The sequence below is a fragment of the Thermococcus sp. M36 genome, assembly GCF_012027355.1.
Lineage (GTDB): Archaea > Methanobacteriota_B > Thermococci > Thermococcales > Thermococcaceae > Thermococcus.
On the sequence record NZ_SNUH01000001.1, the window covers coordinates 565587 to 586277 of the forward strand.

22 protein-coding genes are annotated in these 20691 nt (G+C 52.4%); 10 read left to right on the forward strand and 12 right to left on the reverse strand.

The annotated features are described in order from the left end of the window. Positions 1-125: 125 nt before the first annotated feature. From E3E36_RS03295 to E3E36_RS03305, 3 genes are read left to right on the forward strand one after another with little or no spacing between them, the layout of a single operon-like run. Positions 126-1178, forward strand: a complete 1053-nt coding sequence (locus tag E3E36_RS03295) for a hydroxymethylglutaryl-CoA synthase (RefSeq protein WP_167893946.1) — start codon at positions 126-128, stop codon at positions 1176-1178. 10 nt (positions 1179-1188) lie between these two features. Next, positions 1189-2349 (forward strand): thiolase domain-containing protein, encoded by a 1161-nt coding sequence (locus E3E36_RS03300; RefSeq protein ID WP_167893947.1) that lies wholly within the window; start codon positions 1189-1191, stop codon positions 2347-2349. A 2-nt stretch (positions 2350-2351) separates the two neighbouring features. Beyond that, positions 2352-2756, forward strand: coding sequence for a Zn-ribbon domain-containing OB-fold protein (locus E3E36_RS03305; RefSeq protein WP_167893948.1), 405 nt, complete (start codon positions 2352-2354; stop codon positions 2754-2756). A 36-nt stretch (positions 2757-2792) separates the two neighbouring features. Here the strand turns inward: E3E36_RS03305 and E3E36_RS03310 are convergent, their stop codons facing one another. Together E3E36_RS03310 and E3E36_RS03315 are read right to left on the reverse strand one after the other, a co-directional pair. After that, complete coding sequence (locus E3E36_RS03310) at positions 2793-3086, reverse strand: hypothetical protein (RefSeq protein WP_167893949.1); 294 nt, start codon at positions 3084-3086, stop codon at positions 2793-2795. A gap of 8 nt (positions 3087-3094) precedes the next feature. Next, complete coding sequence (locus E3E36_RS03315; RefSeq protein WP_167893950.1) at positions 3095-3601, reverse strand: GNAT family N-acetyltransferase; 507 nt, start codon at positions 3599-3601, stop codon at positions 3095-3097. A 71-nt stretch (positions 3602-3672) separates the two neighbouring features. Between E3E36_RS03315 and E3E36_RS03320 the strand changes: the two genes are divergently transcribed. The 4 genes from E3E36_RS03320 (at position 3673) to E3E36_RS03335 (ending at position 6523) form a co-directional block, all read left to right on the forward strand. After that, on the forward strand, positions 3673-4215 hold the full coding sequence (locus E3E36_RS03320; protein ID WP_167894738.1) for a multiprotein bridging factor aMBF1: 543 nt from the start codon (positions 3673-3675) through the stop codon (positions 4213-4215). Positions 4216-4352: 137 nt separating this feature from the next. After that, positions 4353-5894: a ribonuclease J gene (locus tag E3E36_RS03325; protein WP_167893951.1), complete on the forward strand. Its 1542-nt coding sequence runs from the start codon at positions 4353-4355 to the stop codon at positions 5892-5894. Positions 5895-5897: 3 nt separating this feature from the next. Continuing rightward, a complete protein-coding gene (locus tag E3E36_RS03330; protein ID WP_167893952.1) occupies positions 5898-6329 on the forward strand; it encodes a hypothetical protein in 432 nt (143 codons plus the stop codon). Between the two features lie 5 nt (positions 6330-6334). Further along, positions 6335-6523 carry an AAA family ATPase gene (locus E3E36_RS03335; RefSeq protein WP_167893953.1) on the forward strand — a complete coding sequence of 63 codons (189 nt, stop codon included), beginning with the start codon at positions 6335-6337 and terminating at the stop codon, positions 6521-6523. Between the two features lie 129 nt (positions 6524-6652). On the opposite strand, the gene E3E36_RS03340 is transcribed toward E3E36_RS03335, so the two are convergent. Beyond that, on the reverse strand, positions 6653-7066 hold the full coding sequence (locus E3E36_RS03340) for a DUF356 domain-containing protein (RefSeq protein WP_167893954.1): 414 nt from the start codon (positions 7064-7066) through the stop codon (positions 6653-6655). 90 nt (positions 7067-7156) lie between these two features. Between E3E36_RS03340 and E3E36_RS03345 the strand changes: the two genes are divergently transcribed. From E3E36_RS03345 to E3E36_RS03355, 3 genes are all read left to right on the forward strand, one after another. Continuing rightward, complete coding sequence (locus tag E3E36_RS03345) at positions 7157-7891, forward strand: glycosyltransferase (RefSeq protein WP_167893955.1); 735 nt, start codon at positions 7157-7159, stop codon at positions 7889-7891. After that, the gene (locus E3E36_RS03350) at positions 7888-8271 is read left to right on the forward strand and encodes an EamA family transporter (protein ID WP_167893956.1); all 384 of its coding nucleotides are present in this window, start codon (positions 7888-7890) and stop codon (positions 8269-8271) included. Before E3E36_RS03345 ends, E3E36_RS03350 begins: the two co-directional genes overlap by 4 nt. 93 nt (positions 8272-8364) lie before the next feature. Next, the gene (locus E3E36_RS03355) at positions 8365-8937 is read left to right on the forward strand and encodes a TATA-box-binding protein (RefSeq protein WP_048152114.1); all 573 of its coding nucleotides are present in this window, start codon (positions 8365-8367) and stop codon (positions 8935-8937) included. 70 nt (positions 8938-9007) lie between these two features. Here E3E36_RS03355 and E3E36_RS03360 read toward each other — a convergent pair whose 3' ends face one another. From E3E36_RS03360 to E3E36_RS03395, 9 genes are all read right to left on the reverse strand, one after another. After that, positions 9008-10198 (reverse strand): RNA-guided endonuclease TnpB family protein, encoded by a 1191-nt coding sequence (locus E3E36_RS03360; RefSeq protein ID WP_167893957.1) that lies wholly within the window; start codon positions 10196-10198, stop codon positions 9008-9010. Then, on the reverse strand, positions 10179-10787 hold the full coding sequence (locus E3E36_RS03365; protein ID WP_167894739.1) for an IS607 family transposase: 609 nt from the start codon (positions 10785-10787) through the stop codon (positions 10179-10181). Before E3E36_RS03365 ends, E3E36_RS03360 begins: the two co-directional genes overlap by 20 nt. A gap of 127 nt (positions 10788-10914) precedes the next feature. Next, a complete protein-coding gene (locus E3E36_RS03370) occupies positions 10915-12021 on the reverse strand; it encodes an ATP-binding protein (RefSeq protein ID WP_167893958.1) in 1107 nt (368 codons plus the stop codon). A gap of 63 nt (positions 12022-12084) precedes the next feature. Then, the gene (locus tag E3E36_RS13325) at positions 12085-12837 is read right to left on the reverse strand and encodes a hypothetical protein (RefSeq protein ID WP_306463664.1); all 753 of its coding nucleotides are present in this window, start codon (positions 12835-12837) and stop codon (positions 12085-12087) included. A 66-nt stretch (positions 12838-12903) separates the two neighbouring features. Then, entirely contained in the window at positions 12904-14865 is a 1962-nt protein-coding gene (locus tag E3E36_RS13330; RefSeq protein ID WP_306463665.1) for a hypothetical protein, read from the reverse strand. Further along, a complete protein-coding gene (locus E3E36_RS03380; protein ID WP_167893959.1) occupies positions 14859-16490 on the reverse strand; it encodes a DUF2357 domain-containing protein in 1632 nt (543 codons plus the stop codon). The genes E3E36_RS13330 and E3E36_RS03380 overlap by 7 nt, the downstream gene beginning before the upstream one ends. 82 nt (positions 16491-16572) lie before the next feature. Next, complete coding sequence (locus E3E36_RS03385) at positions 16573-17187, reverse strand: indolepyruvate oxidoreductase subunit beta (protein ID WP_167893960.1); 615 nt, start codon at positions 17185-17187, stop codon at positions 16573-16575. Then, the gene (gene iorA, locus E3E36_RS03390) at positions 17184-19124 is read right to left on the reverse strand and encodes an indolepyruvate ferredoxin oxidoreductase subunit alpha (protein WP_167893961.1); all 1941 of its coding nucleotides are present in this window, start codon (positions 19122-19124) and stop codon (positions 17184-17186) included. The genes E3E36_RS03385 and iorA overlap by 4 nt, the downstream gene beginning before the upstream one ends. Before the next feature lie 11 nt (positions 19125-19135). Beyond that, a complete protein-coding gene (locus E3E36_RS03395; RefSeq protein ID WP_167893962.1) occupies positions 19136-20512 on the reverse strand; it encodes an acetate--CoA ligase family protein in 1377 nt (458 codons plus the stop codon). Between the last annotated feature and the right edge of the window lie 179 nt (positions 20513-20691).

A 20691-nucleotide genomic window follows, 5' to 3' on the forward strand; every position in this document is an offset into this window, starting at 1 on the left:
GTCAACCTTTATATACATCGGTATAGCCGATCGTCGAAAGGGGCTTTTACTTTCACCGAAAGACTTTTATAACGCGCCCCTCAACCTTAGCCGAAGTTACGTTCAGCTTTTGTGGGTGATGCACCATGAAAAAGCTCCTGAAGCCGAGGCGCGAAGTCGGCATTGTCGGCTACGGTGCCTACGTCCCGATGTATAGAATCAAGGCGGAAGAGATAGGGCGCGTTTGGGGGGTTTCGAGCTTCCCAATACAGGAGAAGGCAGTCCCCGGCCTTGACGAGGACGCACTCACCATAGGGATTGAAGCGGCGAGAAACGCCCTTAAGAGGGCAGGGATAGACCCGAAGCTTATCCGCGCCGTCTGGTTCGGAAGCGAGAGCAAGCCATACGCCGTTAAGCCGACCGGCACGGTCATTGCCGAGGCGATAGGCGCGACCCCGGACGTCAGCACGGCGGACTTTGAGTTCGCGTGTAAGGCCGGGACCGAGGCGCTTCAGACTGCAATAGGCTTCGTCGGCTCAGAGATGGCTGACTACGCCATGGCCATCGGTGCGGACACGGCCCAGGGCAGGCCCGGCGACCACCTTGAGTTCACCGCCGGCGCTGGAGGCGCGGCCTTCATAGTCGGCCCCAAGAGCTCCGATACCGTCGCCTACTTTGAGGGCAGCTACTCCTACGTCACAGACACGCCCGACTTCTGGAGGCGCCAGCACGAGCACTACCCGAGGCACGGGAACAGGTTCACCGGTGAGCCCGCCTACTTCCACCACATAATCAACGCCGCCAAGACGCTCATGGAGGAGCTCGGCTTGACCGTCAACGACTTCGACTACGCGGTCTTCCACCAGCCCAACGTCAAGTTCCCGCTCACGGCAGCCAAGATACTCGGAATCCCGAAGGAAAAAGTTCTCCCCGGACTGCTCACGGGGATAATCGGCAACACATACAGCGGTGCAACGATGGTCGGCGTCTCGGCAGTTCTGGACATAGCCAAGCCCGGGGACAGGATACTGTGGGTAAGCTTTGGAAGCGGCGCGGGAAGCGACGCCTTCAGCCTCGTGGTCCAGGACGCCATTGAGGAGAAGCGCGACCTTGCGCCGAAGACCATGGACTACGTTAACAGGAAGAAGTACATAGACTACGCCCTCTACGCGAAGGCGAGGAGAAAGTTCATCATGTGAGGTGGTTGAGATGAGAAAGGCCGTTATAATCGGTGCCGGCATGACCCCCGTCGGAGAACACTGGAAGCTCGGGCTTAGGGATCTCGCCGTCGAGGCCATTTTTAACGCGATGGAAGACGCTGGAATAGATAAGGTCGACTCCCTCTACGTCGGAAACATGATTTCCGGCCCCTTCGTTGAACAGGAGAACCTCGGAGCCCTCATAGCGGACTGGGCGGGCCTCGGGAACATACCAGCCGTCAAGATAGAGGCAGCCTGTGCGAGCGGAGGTGCCGCGGTTCAGGAAGGGGTTAAGGCCGTCATGAGCGGCCTTGAGGACGTCGTCGCGGTCGTTGGCGTCGAGAAGATGACCGACGCATGGCCGAGCGACGCCACCAGATACCTTGCCTACGCGGCAGATGCTGAGTGGGAGCTCTTCCACGGGGCGAGCTTTGTCGCTCTCAACGCACTCGTCATGCGCTACTACATGAAGACCTACGGCTACACCGAGGAGGACCTCGCTTTGTTCGCCGTCAACGCCCACGCCAACGGTGCTAAGAACCCCTACGCAATGTTCAAGCGCCCGATTAAGGTCGAGACCGTCCTCAAGAGCCCCTACGTGGCGGACCCGCTCAAGCTCTTCGATGCATCTCCCGTCTGCGACGGTGCCGCGTCCGTGATAATTACCACACCCGAGAAGGCCAAGGAGCTTGGCGTTCCGAAGGAGAAGTGGGTCGAGGTTGCCGGAATGGGGCGCGCCATAGACACCATAAGCCTCGCCAGCAGAGAGGATTTACTCACCCTCAAGGCCGCCAAAGTGGCCGCCGAGAGGGCCTACAAGATGGCGGGCGTCGAGCCGAAAGACATTGACTTCTTCGAGGTTCACGATGCTTTCACTGTCATGGCGGCACTCAGCCTCGAAGCCCTCGGCGCCGCCAAGAAGGGAGAGGGGGCCAAGCTGGCGAAGGAGGGACAGATAGCCATCGATGCCGACTACCCCATACAGACCATGGGCGGGCTCAAGGCTAGAGGACACCCCGTCGGTGCCACTGGAGTCTACCAGACGGTCGAGGCGGTGCTCCAGCTCCGCGGCGAGGCGCCGAGCCAGGTGCCCGATGCGGAAATCGGCCTGACCCAGAACATAGGCGGGACCGGTTCAAACATAACCGTTAGCATATTCAGGAGGGTGTGAAGATGGCCCGTCCCATGCAGGTTTCTCGCTACTGGAGACACTTCCGTGAGAAGTACAGGCTCATAGGTGGTAAGTGCGAGAACGGACACGTCCACTTTCCGAAGAGGCCGGTCTGTCCGGTCTGCGGCTCAAGGAACGTCGAGGAAATCGAGCTGAGCGGAAAGGGCAAGGTCATCAGCTGGACGATAGTCAGAAACCCGCCGAGCGGCTTCGAGTACTACAAGCCCTTCCCGCTGGCACTGATAGAGCTCGAAGAGGGGCCCATCGTCCTTGCCCAGCTCACCGACGTGGACCCTGAGGAGATAGACTTCGGAATGGAGGTCGAGGTCGTCACCAAGAAGATAAAGGAGTTCGAGGAGGACGGAATAATCCTCTACGGCTACAAGTTCAGGCCACCGGTGAAATGAGGCCTTTTTCTGCTTCCTTTTTATACTTAACGTGGCTCAGGCCTTCTCAATCCTCAGCCTGTCCCCGTTCTCGAACTCCATCTCCAGCTTTCCGCGCTCGGCGTTGATCTTCACCCCGTCGACGACGGCGTCTATTTTTCCGTCCCTAGCCTCGACGCCCAGCATCTCCGCTATCTCGCTGACACTCTTCAGGGAGCCGTTCATGGTGGTCTCAATCCGCTCCCCCTCGCTCTCTATAACGACCCTCAACCTGCCTTTACCTTCGCGTATGAAACTTTCTTCCTTCAATTTTCTCACCTTCTCGGGCTCGGGCGGTTTTATGCACGACATTCAACCACCTACTTCCCTTTTTCTCGGGGTATGTCATCCCTTCGCAGGTCTTTAACCATACGCACCCATATTCCGCTCTGACCAACGCGTTTGAACCCGTAATCCTCGTAGAACCTGATGGCCTTTTCGTTCTTCTCCCCGACCCACAGCTCTATTCTGTCATTGTGCTCCCCCAGGTACTCCAAGCATTTCTCCATGAGCCTGTGGCCTATTCCATGCCCCTGGAACCGCTTGTCTACCACAAACTCGTGAATCGCCCCAACGGTTCTGCCTTCGTACTTGCTGTACCAGTCGTTGTCGCAGACTATAAAGCCCGCTATCTCATCACCGACCTTCGCGATGAAAAAGCCGTCCTTTGCCTTGTCCCAGCACCACCTGAGGTAGCGCTTCGCGTAGCTCTCCCCTTCACCGCCGTACTCGCGCATGTCCTCGTATCCCCTCATGTAGATTTCAATGAGCCTCTCCAGCGTTTCCTGGTCAAGTTCCTTGAGTCTCTCAATCCTCACCGCGCTCATCGTTATAAGCTCCATCGTGGGGTTTAAAAAGGCTAACTCCGAGCTTTCCCTGAATGAAGAAGGTGGTTGAGATGGGGAAGGCCAAGCCCAAGTACTGCGAGATATGTGGCGCTCCAATCAGGGGACCGGGACACAGGGTGAGGATTGAGGGTGCTGAGGTTCTCGTCTGCGACAGGTGTTACTCGAAATACGGCGGTAAAAAGCCCGGAACCTTCAGCATAATGCCCACCGGCAGACAGCCCGTCAGGAGAACCTATTCCAGGCCGACCTCAAGGCCGAGGCCGTCCAAACCAAGAACCGAGAGGCCGCTCTACACGGAGGAGATCGTGGAGGACTACGCAGAGAGGGTTTACCGGGCGATACAGCGCTCGGGGAAGAGTTACGAGGAGCTTTCCCACGAGATAGGCCTTTCGATGAACGATTTGAGAGCAATAGCCCACGGCTACCGCGAGCCGACGATAAAGGAGGCCAGGAAGCTGGAAAAGTACTTCAAGATAGAGCTCATTGAGACGGGTGGCGAGGAGCTCCTTGAGAAGAAGACCATCCCGAGGGACTACGAGCCGACGCTCGGGGACATAGCGAACATCAGGATACGGAAGCGGAAGAAGAAGTGACCACAGTTTCTCTTTTACTTCCCTGGCCATGCTGGTAAATTACACTAATTTTTGTGCACTTTTTCTTGCATATCCATAACATTTATTTACTTTAAGTCCTGAATAAATGTAAATTCTAGATGTGGTGGGTGGAATTAATGAGGATAACAGTCTACGATGGCGCCGGCAGTATTGGTGGAAATAAAATTCACATATTGGAAAATGATAACGGTCTTTTCCTTGACTTTGGAATGAATTTCGCTAGATATTCTCTCTACTACCAAGACTTCGTAGGCGAAAGGCCATCAAGGGGAATCTATGACCTCTGGAGGCTCGGATTAATTCCGAAGCTCAACATATACAGAAGCGATCTGTTGCCCAATGACCTCAAAGCCGAAATCTCAACATACAACCGGATTCCTATAAATGCTGTTCTCATAAGCCATGCTCATCTCGATCACGTTGGCAACGTTGCCATTCTGCATGAGGGCATCCCAATGGTAGGTTCTTTGGTTACTATGGTGATCCTGAAAGCCCTTAGAGACACCGGTCATGGATCCCACCTCGGTATGGGAATACCTTATTACTCTCCAAAGCAGCCAAAACAGGGAAATCCCGCAGTTCTTGAATCTAAAAAGACGAAAACGTATAAATGGCGCCCCTTGTTCCTGACAGAAAGTCCAAACCATGAATCTATTGAGTTCCTTCAGAAGCGTGTTGAAGAGGATTTAGGTAAACGGGTGAAGCCCATAGAAAAGGGCAAGATAGATGAGCTTTCTGCTACGGAGGTTGGATTTGAAATTGAGGCTTATTCAGTTGATCACTCTATCCTGGGTGCGACAGGCTACATTGTGAATGGAGATACAAGCGTTGCATACACAGGAGATTTCAGATTCCACGGTGGTAACGCAGACGCTACGAAGGAATTCATTAAAGCTGCCAAAAGAGCCAGCATCTTGATTACTGAGGGCACTAGAGTTGGACGTGATGAGGAAGGAAACGTTTCCGAGAGGGAGGTTTATCTAAACGCCAAGAAGATTACCGAGGAGGCAAAAGGGCTTGTTATTGCAGACTTCTCCGCAAGAAATTTTGAAAGACTTGAGACCTTTAAAAGAATCGCCAGAGAAGTCGGCCGTGAGCTTGTCATAACTTCGAAGGATGCGTATTTTCTCTACGCCCTCGAACTTGCAACCGGTAAGGGGTATCTCGACAATGTGGGCATATATGAGAATTCAAGGTCATCCTTGCGTGGCTGGGAACAGTGGATCATGGAACGCTATGAGGAGCTAAAGGTTCCTCCTGAGGAATTGCAGCGTAATCCCGATAATTATGTCCTATGCTTCTCATTCTACGACCTCCCGCACCTGTTAGACGTAAATCCAAAGGGCGGGGTCTATATTTACTCCTCCAGCGAGGCTTTTGGCGAGGAGCAGGAGTTCAGTTTTCTGAGGCTTTGGAACTGGCTCCAGTATTTCGGTTTCGATGTTTACGGATTCCGACTGAACAGTAACGGGAAGCCTGTTTTTGAAAAAGGTCTTCACGCCTCAGGCCATGTATCAAGGGAAGAATTGATGAGAGTAATTGATGAGATAGACCCGGATTACATAATCCCAGTTCACACCGAACAGCCGGGATGGTTTGTTGAACATTGGGATGAAAAGGTCGTTGTTTTACAAAACGGGGACAGCTTGGAGGTCTGAAAAATGGGGAACCCTCCGAAACGGGATATGTCTCGGATTATTAAATACATCCGTGATTGCATAGAACATCCCGAAAACCATCCAGAGCACTGGGAAGACTGGCTCCGAGCAGGCCGGCGGAGATTTTTGCTTCTAAACATCATCTACTATATCCAGCATGTCCAAGGAAAGGAAGAGGGTGTCACTAGGGAGGACCTTGAGATATTTCTAGGGGAGCTGTACTATGTTGATGAAGAGATGTTCTCCAGCATCATCAAACCATGGAAATCTCTGGATGAGACTCTGCGGGAACTTTTGGAGCAGAAATTGATCCTTCAGACGCCTGAGGGGGCTTATCTTGTGAATGAAGAGAAGATACGGGATGAGAAGGATTTGATTTATTGGAGGGCGATACGGAAAACGCTGGACAAAGTTGGAAAGGTGATATGGGGGTGATAACAATGGGTAAAAAGGAAGCTTGCATAAAAAGCAAAGAGATACTGTCTAAGCTTGAGACTCTTCTTGTCGGAAAAGAACAAATCGAAGGAAAAGGTCAGGTCATCCTCTATGGACCTCCTGGAACTGGAAAGACTTGGCTTGCAACAAACTATGTGAGGAATACGACAGGCGAACAAACGCCTGGAATTTGAGTTCTTTGACGGGACTAAGCTTTACGTCGTTGCCTACGACTTGGAATATCTAAAAAATGGGAATTCCTCCCAACCAAACAGGAATTTTATAAAAGTTCTCAACAAGGTCATGGGAAGTCAAGGATGTGGTTAGAACTCCTCCAGCCCTTCCTCTTCCTCCCTCTTCTTCCTGAGCTCCTCCGCTTTGGTTCTCTTTGGCGGGTGGAACCCACGCAGCTTCTCGAAGCTCCCCCAGAGGCGCATCAGCTCCTCCCAGACTTCGGTATCCGGTGGGATCACGAGAACGTGCGCTGGTGGATGGATGTCCATGAGCCTGCCGATCGCCTTTGCCGGTGGGAGGTCTATCTGGGCAATCACGTGGGCCCTGAAGCGCCTCCTCGGCTTCTCGCCGCTTATCTTTTCAAAAGCCCAGTCCGACAGTGCAGGCGGTATTATCCTGGGATCGCCGCGTATCTTCATACCACCGTAGCGGACGAGGTCCGCAAGGGCTATGCTGGCCTTCTGAAAGTTGTCGGTCCTTACTAACACAATCGTGTTTCTCATGCTATCACCGGGCTCTGTTTAGGCGGGAGTATTTAAAGATGTTCCGGGAAAGTTTTTAACTCCGGCCGCGGATAAGGATAAGGTGGGACTGTGATCTTCATAGTGCTCCCGTGCTACAACGAAGGCTCAAATCTGGTAAAGCTCATACCGAAGATAGGGGCCGCCCTTGAGGACATGGAGTACATTATAATAGCGGTTAACGACGGAAGCGTGGACGATACCGCCTCGGTTCTCTCAAACATGGAGGCCTCTTACCCCCTCAGGATAGTCACCCACGAAAAAAACCGGGGCCTTCAGGCCGCGCTCAGGAGCGGACTCCTTGAGGCAGTCCGGCTCGGGAGGGAGGGGGACGTTGTCGTGACCATGGACGCAGACGACACCCACGACCCGAGGTTCATACACCAGATGCTTGAGAGCATCCAAAGCCACGACATAGTAATAGCGTCAAGGTACGTTCCGGGGGGAGCCCAGCTTAACGTTCCCTCACATAGGGTTTTTCTCAGCCGCGCCGTGAACATTCTCGTCAGGCTCCTGTCAGGCATACCCGCGAGAGACCTGACTAGCGGCTACCGCGCGTACAGGTGGGAGTGCATTAAAGGCCTGTTCGAGAGGTACGGGGAGGGCGCCATAACGTCACACGGATTCGAGGTTTCCGTGGAGCTCCTTGTACGTACCTACATCCTGGGGTGTAAGAGGGTAGCGGAGGTACCGCTGGTTCTGGACTACGGGCTCAAAGAGGGAGAGAGCAAGATGAACCTCAAGAAGACAATATGGAGGTACATCAAAATCATGCCAAAAATAGTTCTTTGGAGGTTTTCCGCATGAACAGGATGGCGGCCTTCGGTATACTCGCCGCCTGCATACTCTTTGGCGCATTTGCACAGGTGCTGTTTAAGGTGGGGCTCACACGCATTGAGGGGGAGATAAACATATTCACCCCGGGCGGCTTCATCCGGATGCTCCTCACTCCCCATATCCTTACCGGGGCCGTCCTCTACGCCCTCTCCTTTTTCCTCTGGCTCCTGGCGCTCTCAAAGTTCCAGCTCAGCTTCATGTACCCCATGCTCAGCCTCGCGTACATAGTCACGACGCTCCTCGCGTTCGTGTGGCTCCACGAGCCCGTACGGCTCAGCCGCTGGATAGGGGTCGTGCTGATAATAATAGGGGCGATCCTGGTCGGGCTGAACAGGGATCTCTGGCCATGATGCAGAGCCACACCACAGACACCTAAACCTTTAAAAACTCAACATGCCTCATTTATAAAGGGTTTTTAAACCCACCATCCGGAGGTGTAAGCCTTGGTAGACATGAGCAATGTAAAGCTCAGGATTGAGAATATTGTCGCTTCTGTTGACTTGTTTACACAGCTCAACCTCGAGAAGGTCATTGAAATCTGCCCGAACTCCAAGTACAACCCAGAGGAGTTCCCCGGGATCATCTGCCGCTTCGAGGAGCCTAAGGTCGCGCTTCTAATCTTCAGCTCCGGAAAGCTGGTCGTCACCGGCGCCAAGAGCGTCGAGGACATCGAGAGGGCGGTAAACAAGCTCATCCAGATGCTCAAGAAGATAGGCGCCAAGTTCGGCCGCGCGCCCCAGATAGACATCCAGAACATGGTCTTCAGCGGCGACATAGGCATGGAGTTCAACCTCGATGCAGTTGCGCTGAGCCTTCCCAACTGTGAGTACGAGCCGGAGCAGTTCCCCGGCGTCATATACCGTGTAAAGGAGCCGAGGGCCGTGATACTGCTCTTCTCCTCCGGAAAGATAGTCTGCTCCGGTGCCAAGAGTGAGCACGACGCCTGGGAAGCCGTCAGAAAGCTCCTCCGCGAGCTGGAGAAATACGGTCTCATAGAGGAAGAGGAAGAATGGTGAAGGCCTTTGGCCTTCTCGGTTATCTATTCTCCCGCTTTTCATGTATGCCGAAGTTTTTGTCCCGTTCTAGTTATCCGCTACTTTTGGCACGGGTGGAACCTCCGCACCACTCGTAGCGGATAACCTTCTCCGCTCCCGTCTTCATTGCGGGGCTTTCGGGGGGAACGGAAACTCCCCACATCTTCAGGGCTCTAAGAAAGATGTTCCAAGAGCCGACGACATCCCTATCGGCCTCAAACCCACAGTTTGAGCACTTCAAAACCCTGTGCCCATTCGGGCTTAGTTTCTCCCCACATACCGGGCACAGGGAGGAAGTGTGAGCAGGATTCACGAAGACAACCTTAATCCCCCTCAACTTAGCCTTGTATTCGATGATTGACTGGAGCTTTCTAAAGCTCCAGCGGTGTAACCTACCATTCATCTCGGCAGAATACCTAATCGAATCCCTGATTTCCGTTAAATCTTCAAGAGCAATACCACCGTATTTCCCCGCCAACTCAACAATCTTGTTAGCGAGTTTGTGATACAAGTCGTTCAACCTGTTTCTCTCCCTCTCGCCGTACTTTTCAAGGAGTTTTTTCCTCTTCTTTCCAGCTCTAATTTTTCTCTGAATCTTCCTCCGCTTTAGGAAGTAACCAGTCCTAATTTCCCGCTCGTGGGTAATAATCTGCACGAATTCACCGTTAGGAAGGCTGAGCGTAACATTGTTCTCGTTCAAGTCCACGCCGACAAAGGCTTTTGGCTCTCCAACCTCAACCTCCTTGGAGAAGACAACGTTAATGAACACTCCTTTTGGCGTCCTAACCAACCACGCTTGACCAACCTTCCAGTCCCTGAACTTTTCGTGATATTTTGCTGGATAAAACTCTAAAACAACTCTCCCGTTTGGAGTGGAGAGTTTGATTATTCTCTTCTCCAAGTCGAGTTTAAACAAGTGGTCATCAAGCATAATAACTTCCTTCTTGAATACTGGCCTGCCATTAGCCTTCCCCTTCCGCTTCCTCTTCCGATAACTCTTGTAAATTGCAGTAGCCATCTGGCAGGCTGTGTAAATGCAGTGGCTTGGTAGTTCTGGATATTCCTTGCGAAGGCTTTTGTAAGTCTCTTTTTTAAGCCGTTTAAAGCTGGTGATGTTGTTCTCATAAGCGTGAGTGATGAGAAAATTCACAATCTCACGGTAAGTGGAGAAGAGGTCATCTAACCCATTAGGTATTTCCTTGAGTTTGAACTTGGCGGTCAGTTTAATCGTCTCGAAGGGCATTCTTCACAGCCTCGATGAGATGTTTTTTCTTGTGAGAACGAGCCCCATAGAGCTTTCCGGCGAAGGAGGTTACTATGGCCAACAAGTCCTCCACGAGCTCTTTTTCTGGTGTTTTTTCTTCATCGTCAAAGATTACTTCAATCTCGACGCCGTGAGAGTTGAAGTATTGTTCGAGGTATTTGAAGCCGAAGCGTGTAAGCCCGTCCCTGTAAGTTATGACGACTTTGGTTACTTCTCCGCTTTCGACTAGCTTGAAGAGTTGTTTTAGGCCCTTTCTGTTCTCGTTCAAGCCGGAGGAGATGTCAGTGAGGATTTTAGCCACTTGGTAACCTCTGGAAGTGCAATAATTTTTGAGGTATTCGATTTGTCTTTCCAAGTCTTCTTTCTGGTCTCGGCTTGAGACTCTTACATAGATGGCGACTTTATCAAGAGTTTTGCCTTCGAGGAGTCTTTTGATTTCGCTTTCGGGGACACGGTATTCTTTGCCAATTCTGTGGGCTTTGAGTTTGCCCGCTTTAATCCAGCGGAGGACTGTCATCTTTGAAACTCCGAGTTTTCTTGCCGCTTCACCAGTCCGGTAAAGCTTCACTGCCTTCACCAAAACAAGATATGTTGCGAAAACATTTAAATGTTTCGTTTGTTACTAATTAGAGAACAGCCCACGTGGTTCCGGAGCTCTCTGACGGAACCGTGTAACTTACCCGGGGGTAAGGAGCTTACCGGGGGGTAAGTTGAAGCCCCTCCACCACCTTACCGACAACGGGATCAGGTATGGAGTATTCATTGCCCTTCTTTTCAAGGTAACCATACTTCACGAGGTTCTTGAGCAGGTTAGAGAACTTTGCATCGTTTATTGGCCCTCCCCGAAACTCAACGTACTCCTTTATGGTACTCCAGGTTCCGTTGCCCATCGCGACGGCTTTGAGTATGAGACCGTACCTCCTGCTGTATGCAATGAGGGTGGACAACTCCTCACTAACAAGGGCCCGAGCCCGTTGGAAAAGTTCCTCAAGGGCCTCTTTCTCGGAGAGCTTCCTCATCCCCCTCAAATAACCGTAGGTTGTCAGCCAACCGACGATTCCGTCGAGCCTCTCAACAGCCCTTTCTATATCCCCATCGTCAACCTCGGTCCCAAGCTCCTCAAAACCACTCCTGAGAAAGTCCATGCTCTGTTTCCTGTTGAACCGTTCAAGGATTATCTCCCTTGCGTACCTCCCGAAGAGTGGCTTTTTGGGATTGTCGAGGCCAAGAAAGTCGTGGAGCATCCCCATCTCGGATCCGGTGAGGACGAAGGTAACGTTTGGAAGGTTATCAACGGCGTAGGCTATCAGGCCGTCGTATTGAATGCCTGAGAGCCTTAGGTACTGGGCCTCGTCGAAGGCCATTATGGCCCTGATATCCTCTTTTTCAGCCCAGGAATCGATCTTTTCCAGAATCTCAGCCAGGTCGGGTTTTCTCTCGAACTCGACGTGAAGCCCCGAAACTTTTAGACCCCTGATCGAGTTCAACATCTTCTCAAGCCTCAGCCGGAGGGATTTCTTTGTGGAGACCGTTGATAGCAGTGAGCCCAGGATTTTTCTCGCCAGAATCTCCTGGGGTATCGAGCCGTGAGTGAAGTACAGGGAGCGGACGTCGATTTTGGCGTAGGGCATCCCTGACTCAGCAAGAGCGACGTTGAGGAGGGAGCTCTTCCCAAGGCGTCTGATCCCGAGGAGCAGAACCAGCCTTTCGCCTAGGTTTATGGCATTCTGGAACTCTTTAAGTTCTTTCTCGCGGTCGTACAGGTCTTCTCTCTTGGTCTTGGGCTGGAGGTCGAACAGCAACTTACCCCACCGTAAGCTACTTACCCCGGGGTAAGTTATAAGGGTTTCGAAAAGAGGGAAAGGTCAGCTGAAGCTCGCAAAGCCTATCTCATAGAGCTGCCGGAGCATGCGGAGGACTTTTTTAGCTGTGTGCTTAAAGCGGAAGTTTTTGTTGTGTTCCTCCCAGTTTCTAATGATATCAACGATCTCCCCACTTCTCAACTCATCCACGTTGACTTGTGAACCATCTGCAAGGCAGAGCTTCAGCACCTCTCTCAAGGGCTTCTCAAGCCTCTTCCTGTTCCCGTGGAACTTTGGGAGGACTTTCATGAGCAGTGCCAGATCAAATATCTCGTCTTCACTTTCGAACTCGACGATTCCCTTTTTCCAGCTCTCCTCAGCGTTCTGGAAAAAGAGGGCAATCTCATCAACAACGCGGTAGCCGAAGTGGAGGTCGTAGGGTTCAAGGGCTTTGTTTAATTCAATGAGGATTTGCCAGTACTCGGTATCTTTCAGCTTTTTGACGGCCTCGTTTATTTCCTCTTTCGAGCGGGCAAGGAACTGGCCATCCCTGCCACAGAGGTCTTCCAGTATTGCCTCTTTCAGAGACTCTACGAGCCCAGGGGATAACCCGCCGCTTATATTTTCTGGAGGGTATACATCAAGCTCGACATCGTGGAACTCTATCGTGAAAGCCCTGTCGAGAACCTTGGGGCTGAAGGAATAGGTAGTCTCGTCCATGTTCACCGTCCCAATGATGTAGAGGTTGGGCGGGAGGAAGAGTTCCTTAGGGATGCCCTCCTTTTCTTCAATCTCATCAACGTCATGGAGCCTCAAGGGCTCCCTTGTGAACCCGTCCTCATTCCTTCCACTCTCAAGGACGCTGAGGAAGTCGGCGAAGTATTACTCGACATGAGCGAGGTTCATCTCATCTAGGAGTACAAAATAAGGAATAGCCTCATCCCAATTGTCTTCGTAGTCTTTAATAGCCTTCAAAATGAACTCCAGAAGGCTGGTTTTGTGGTATTTTTCTGTTAGGGGATTGTAGTAGCCAAGCAATGGTTTTGAATCACGCCAGTCTGGGCGGACCGAGAGGAATAGGAAGTTTTTCTTTGATGGATCGAGGAGCTCAGCCAGCTCTTGGGCTATCTTTGTCTTTCCAGTTCCAGTGAGGCCCGAAAGAATTACAAAACCCTTGGTCTTGAGGGCGGTGTAGAACTGGGAGACAAGGTGTTCCGGGTAGAGGTAGCCCTTTGAGGCGAAATACTCATCCAATTTAATGACCTTCGTATCAATACCTTCTTGGACTATCTTCAGCTTCTTCAGGACTTCAGGGGATATTTCGATCAGATACATCCCTTGGAGTTCCCATGGATATGGCAAACCTTCAACTTTGGTATACCCAATGGGCTTATCCAGTTCCCTAAAGTTCTTGAGTCTAACAATGTAAAACTTCCCAGTTTGAGACTTTTTAAACCAACTTTCTGCAAATTCTTTGTACTTTTCATTCCAGATCCCAATTTTTTCAAAAAGCTTTATGATTTCCTCTTTTGTTAGCTCTTTAGGGGGCTCTGCTACGACTGAATAGCCGACAATCTTGCCATGAACATCATGGAGAACTATATCCCCTACTTTCAAGAGGCCAATCTTCCCGTAACGACCGTTCCAGTATTTTTCATCAGCGGGAGACCAGAGAAAACGACCGACATGGCTTCTATTGAGATCTTGGAGAAGGTACTTTTTACTAGGTTTCCTGCCTCCAAAAGGTTTTGTTATTTCCATGTAAACTCTGTAACTCTGTGGTAGGGATTCTCGGGATAGCTTGACTAAATAAAACGCAATCTCCAAAAGATTTGAAATGTTTGCCTCTTTAGAAGCCAATTTGACACGTTTCACTAAATCTAGATACTCCCTAATGGTAAGGTGGGAGGCTGGTTTTGTAATCCCAAGAAGTTTTGAACTCACCGGGTTCAGAATGCCCCGGGTATCCTTAGGACTACCCCAGATAGGCATGATGACTTCTGGATAAACCAGCGCCGCCAGGTTTATGATGCCCAGCATGCTGGTCCCTTTTATTTTGTGGGAGTACTCTCGCACGAGCTGTATTGCATTCTCAGGAGACGTCCCTATTAGCGCCCTCAAGAACTCTCTGAGCCCATCCGGGTCTCCTCTGTCACTAACTCCTCCTGCAACAAACCAGAGCAGACGCCCAGCATCCCCATCGGTGTCTGAAGGTAGGCTTAATTCGCCAGACTCGCCTTTAGCGAACTTAATCACTTCTTCCCGGGCCTTCTCGATCAGAGGCTTTCCTTTATTTTCCCATTCCCTCCAGTAAAGAGTTTTCATATCCCTCAAAGCCTCGATTAGGGGGTCATTCCCTCCATCAAAACATAGACTCTCCTCGAACGTGGAGATATTGTTGGCAAGGAACGAGTGCACACCCAGCATCAGATTCAGGCTTTCCTCTTTCTGGGCTTCCCCAAAAGCATCCAGAGACATCTCTTTTCCCAGCATCACCCTGCGGTCAAGCCGTATGATAGAAAGGCCCCTCTCCTTTAGGGACTTAATCGTGTCCTCCCCGAGTAGTTTAATTAACGCCCGCTCACTGGCGTCGGCAGAGGAACAGGAAACGGCAAGTCCGTACCTAATCCTTTGAGTTCTTAAATAAATTGTCCACATATAAGAGACTTCATGCTTCCGTCTGTTTACATACCTGTGCCACAGATCGAATTTAACCTCAACAACCTGGTGCTCATCGAAGTACCTTATTTTTGAGGGCTTGGGCGTTTCTCCTTGCACCTTTCTTAAAAATTCCCCGGATATTTCATTTAGGAGATTCTCCGCATCTTCTCTGGTGACTACCATATTTCCACCTCCGGAATCAGCCTCAAATAACCAACACCATCCAGATTCCCGGCCAAAATATGGGCAATTGCGAAACCGTCGACTTTGTTCCCGTTCACATCAAAAAACGTGCTTCTCTCCCCAGGATAAACCACAACCGCGAACCTGCACCCGAGTGCGTCCCGGTATGTGTGCATCTTGTAGATATCCTCAAGCTTCGCCCAGGTGGTGTAGTCGCCATTTTTCTCTGCCATCTCGGCCTCTTCATCGAAATCCTCTATTTCTTCCCGTTCGTCAACCACCTCGACTTTGAACTTGGCGTCAAAAACCCCTACAAGCTGTGCGTTTTTGCTATTTGGGCTCCCTGTGAAAAGCGAGAAGTCCGGCCTTAACGTCACCGAGTAGCTCCACCTCATTGGAGTCAGCCGCTTGTTGTAGTAGAGCCTCCAACCATTGTCGAATTCAGCGTAAACGTCTCCGCTTTCGGAGAGCTCGCCCGCCGGAAGCACATGGATTTTGAGCTCTTTCCTTCCGAGAATTGCCCCAAGCTCATCAATGAGCCTGAAGAACGCCCAATACTCGTACAGCTTGGCAATGTCTTTGTTGTCTATCGCCCTCTGCAGCTCCTCGAAGAACGGAGCATAGGAAGTAAACTCCCTGTAAAGCTCAAGCAGGTCGCGGTAGCCGTCGCCCTTCAAAAGCGTCTGTGAAGTGTACGGAAAAAGCGTCATCTCGCCAACGTCTTCCCAGAGTCCATCGCTTCCTATGAACTCAAGCTCCCCGAGGAGTTCTTTGATCGGCTCCAGATTTGCCTTCTTTTCATCGAAGGTTTCTATAACCTTCTCGCTCCACTCAACGAGTAGGTTGAGGAAATGCTTTACGAACCGGTTCTCGGGAGTGTCGAAGCTTTCGTACTTCCTAAATCCTAGAACCTTGGTGGGGACATAGCCGTTCAGGTAATTGGCTACCAGGACACCCTCTCCTGCTGGAGCCAGATACTCCGGGTGCTGGACGATTGAGAGCAGAGTTTCAGGTGTTACCTCATCGACCTCGTCGGGCCTCAGCCATTCCTTCTCCATGACCAGTTCCCTCTTCATGCGGTGCATCACTGTTTCAAAGGCCTCAATGATTCGTTCACCCTTCGAGCGGAGGTAGTGGTAGGCAAAGAGTTCGTTGATCGGCTCATCGCTTTCCAAGGTCGAGAACCCAGTGGGAGACTCTAAGTGGAAGGGGATGGCACTCGAATACCGAAGAATTTCGCCAGTTAATGCCTCCACAAAAGCGTTCTGGAGGCGTGAGAGCTTTTCAATACCATAACCTTCAAATGATGAAAAAAGTTTTGGATACATCCTCGAAACTTTGAGCGAAAGAACCTCAACGGGAACTTTTGTTGTCTTGCCGCCTTCAAACAGGAGAACCAATTCAGAAAGGCCAACGAAATTTCCGAAGGATATCATAAAGAGCCCGTTTTTGAGCTTTTTCGCAGGCTTGCCGTTTATTATAACCGTTTTTAGAGTCTCGCCTTCGATATAATAGTCCGTCCATTCAATCAGGCAGATTCTATCTTCCTCTTTAAATGCCCGACAGCCTGCCTTAGCGGAGAATATTCTCCAGTCATTGAACGGCTCACCATCAATACACTCCATGGTTGCACCAAAAAGTTATTCCGTTTGAGAACTAATAAGCATTTTGGGAGAGAGAATAAAGAGACGAAAGATAATAAGGGCATCAGAGCCCCAGAATCTCTTTCGCGGCTTCAATTCCGAGGTCGAAGGCCTTCATGTTTATGTCGACAGCCTTCGGCGGGACGCTGAGCCTTATGACCTCCCTGACGTGCTCCGCGTCGAGCGGGAACTCGGGGATCTGTGTCAGCGCACCGATGAGGACTGTGTTGGTCGTGACGACGTGACCGGCCTTTATGGCGAGCTCCTCAGCGTTGAAGCCTATCCACTTGGCCTTGAAGTCCTCTTCCACGATCTTCTTTATCTCGTCGATCTCCGGGTAGCGGGCCTTACCCATCGAGACCTGGACGGGAACGATGGGCTTGGTGTTGACGACGACCATTCCGCCCTGCCTGAGGTGGTTGATGTATCTCAGAGCTTCCACCGGCTCGAAGCCGAGTATAACGTCGCCCTTGCCCTCGGGAACCATCGAGCCGTAGACCTCTTCGCCGAAGCGGACGTACGAGACAACGCTACCAAAGCGCTGGCTCATGCCGTGAACCTCACCCATCCTCACCTTGTAGCCGGCGTGAAGGGCGGCCCAGCCAAGGATGTTGGCGGCCGTAAGGACACCCTGGCCGCCGACACCGGCGATGACTATGTTGTACTCCTTAACCTTCATTCCTCTCCCTCCTCCACGGGCTTGAAGGCACCGAACGGACAGATCTGCGCACACCCACCGCAGCCCCAGCACATGCTGGGCTCTATCCTCGCCTGCTTCCTCTCCTCGTCCCAGTAGATGGCCGGACATCCGTAGGCGTTGATACAGACCTTACAGCCGGTGCAGGCGTCCTCGTCGACGTAGTATATCGGCCACTTCTCGCCTCTCCTCCTCATCTGGCCTATCTTGTAGAGGGCACAGACCTGTCTCGACACGACGACGCTGACTCCTTCGACCTCGAGGGCCTTCTTCATGACCTCGTAGGTCTTCTTTGTGTCGTAGGGGTCAACGACCTCGACGAAGTCGGCGCCCATTGCTTTAGCGACGTCCTCTATCGGAATCCTCTTACCCATGCCATGGGGGGTCTGACCGGTGCTCGGGTTCGGCTGGTCGCCGGTCATTGCGGTAACGAGGTTGTCGAGGACGACTATCAGGATGTTGGAGCGGTTGTAGATGGCGTTGGCCAGAGCGGGAAGTCCGGTGTGGTAGAAGGTCGAGTCGCCTATAGTAGCCACTATGATCTTCTTCTCCTTCTTCCTCTGCTCCTCGCTCATGGAACCGTGCTGGGCTATCTCAAGACCGTGGGCGATGCCTATTGAGCCGCCCATCGCGACGGTGGTGTCAACCGCGTTGAGCGGCGGGAGGAGACCGAGGGTGTAGCAGCCTATGTCGCTCGGGTAGATGCCCCTCGCCCTGGTGGCCTTCTTTATGGCGTAGAAGCTGTTCCTGTGGGGGCAAGCTGGACAGAGGCTCGGCGGCCTCGGCGGAACTATCTCGAGGGCCTTGTTGTACTTCGCGTCGAGCTCCCCGTAGTCCAGCGGAACATCAATACCGAGGAACTTGGCTATAGCGGTAACCGCCCTCCGGGTGGTCATCTCGTAAACGCGTGGAACGAGGTCTTTCCCGTGAATCGGGATCCTCAAACCTCTGTCGTACGCCCAGGTCTTGACCTGCTCCTCAACGACCGGTTCGAGCTCCTCAACGATGAGAACCTTCTCAAGGCCGTCCATGAACTTCTCAAGCAGGCCATAGGGAACCGGGAATGGGGTTCCGAGCTTGAGGACCTTGACGTTCTCGACGCCGAGCCAGTGGAGAGCTTCCTTGACGTAGGCGTATGCCAATCCGGGGGCGATGATACCGACCTTCGCGCTCTCGTCGCCCTCTATCCAGTTGAAAGGCATGTTATTGAACTCCTCGCGGATCTTCTCTATCTTCTCCAGGATTATCGGGTGGAACTTCCTAGCGTTTGCCGGGACGTCGACGAACCTGTTCGGATCTTTGTTGAACTTTCCGAACTTCCTCTTGCCCTGCTTTATCTCCTCGGGCAGTTCGCCGAGGACGACGTCCCCCCTCGCGTGGGAGGTTCTGGTGGTCGTCCTGAGGATAACAAAGTGCTTGAACTTCTCGCTGAGCTCGAAGGCGTACTCCGTCATCTCCTTTGCCTCGTGGGGCGAGCTCGGCTCAAGAACCGGGACGTTGGCAAACTTGCCGTAAACGCGGGTGTCCTGCTCGTTCTGGCTGCTCCACATGCTCGGGTCGTCGGCGACCATTATGACGAAGCCGCCCTCGACGCCCATGCCGACGGAGCTGAGGAAGGTGTCTGCCGCGACATTGAGGCCGACATGCTTCATCGCCGTCATGGCACGGAGACCGCTCCATGCAGCGGCCAGAGCCGTCTCGAAGGCGACCTTCTCGTTGGTCGAGTACTCCATGTATACGCCGGCTTTCTTGGCAACGATAGCCATTGTGTCGGTAAGCTCTGAACTGGGGGTTCCTGGATAGGCGGCGTAAACCGCTATGTTCGCCTCAAGTGCACCGCGCGCTATGGCCTGGTTGCCGAGGAGGAGAACCTTCTCCCCCGGCTTGTCCCATAAAACCATGTCGGTAACTTTCGCCATCCAAAATCACCTCACTCCTCCTTCAAAACTCCCCTTGCCTTCGCAAACTCCACGAGCGCATAAGCGCCGGCAGCAACATCCTCGGGCCTCTCGTAGCTTGGAATTCCGTTAGCTTCGAGGACTTCCTTGGCCTTTTCACTCACGTAGCCCGCCATGAAGAGGCCGAGGACGGGCTTGCCGTTGTTGACCTCCTTAACGGCCCTGACAACGCCCTCAGCGTGCTCGGTCGAGGTCATCCCCGCGAAGGTGGGGACGACACAGATGCTTATGAGCATGTCAACGTTCGGGTCTTCGAGGAGGGCCTTTGCGGTCCTGTAGTAGTCCTCGCCCCTCGCGCTTGCTATCATGTCAACGGGGTTCTTGACTGCAGCCATCGGGGGCAGAAACGAGCGGAGCTCCTCAATCGTGCTCTCCTCGAGATCTGCCAGCTTGAGGCCAAGCCTGTCTATCGCATCGGCGGTGAGGACGCCCGGGCCGCCGGCGTTGGTCATTATCGCGACCCTGTTGCCCTTCGGGAGGGGCTGGGTGAAAGCGCGAGCCATGCTGAGCATGTCGTCTATAGTCTCCGCGACTATGACACCGCTCTGCTTGAAGGCGGCCTCGTAGATGCGCCAGCTTCCAGCGAGGGAACCGGTGTGGCTCGAAGCGGCTCTAGCTCCACTCTCGCTCCTTCCGGCCTTAAGGACTATGACGGGCTTCTTTTTGGTCACCCTCTTAGCGACCTCCATGAAGCGCCTCCCGTCCTTGAGGCCCTCGATGTAGAGCGCTATCGCCTTGTCCTCCTTGGTGTCGGCGAGGTATTCCATGAACTCAGCAAAATCCACATCCGCCATGTTGCCAATGCTCACGAACTTCGAGAAACCTATCCCTTCCTTGACGGTCTTGTAGATGATTCCTGCTCCAAGGGCACCGCTCTGGCTTATGAAGGCTATGTCGCCCTTCTTCGCGTTCATCACGAAGGTGGCGTTCATGTCGTTGTGGGTGTTCATTATGCCGACACAGTTCGGGCCGACTATCCTCATGCCATACCTATGGGCTATCTCGACGAGCTCCCTCTCTTCCTTCTTCCCTTCCTCTCCGACCTCTCCGAAGCCCGCCGTGATGAGGATTATTCCTTTGACGCCCTTTTTGCCGCAGTCTATTATCGTCTGCTTGACGAAGCGCTTCGGGACTACAACGACCGCGAGGTCGACCTCGTCGGGGATGTCCTTCACGTTCCTGTAGGCCTTGACTCCCTGGACTTCATCGTCCTTGACGTTGATGGGATAGACCTTTCCGTCTCTGTAGTTCTTGAGGTTCTTGAAGACTTCATAGCCGAGCTTGAGGGGGTCGTTTGATGCCCCGATGACAGCTATAGCCTTCGGCTTGAAGAAATAGTCAAACGTCATCTGTGACTCACCGTTGGAATCTGGGTGGAATTGTATATAAGCTTTCCCAAAAAGGACAGTGAGGCAATTATGGGCATGGAAGGGAAAAAGTAAGGCCTCAATGGGCTGAAAAGGGCACTACTGCGCAGAATTTCATTTCCCCGAAAGGTTTAAGTTAGTTCGGGTTATTATAACCAGTG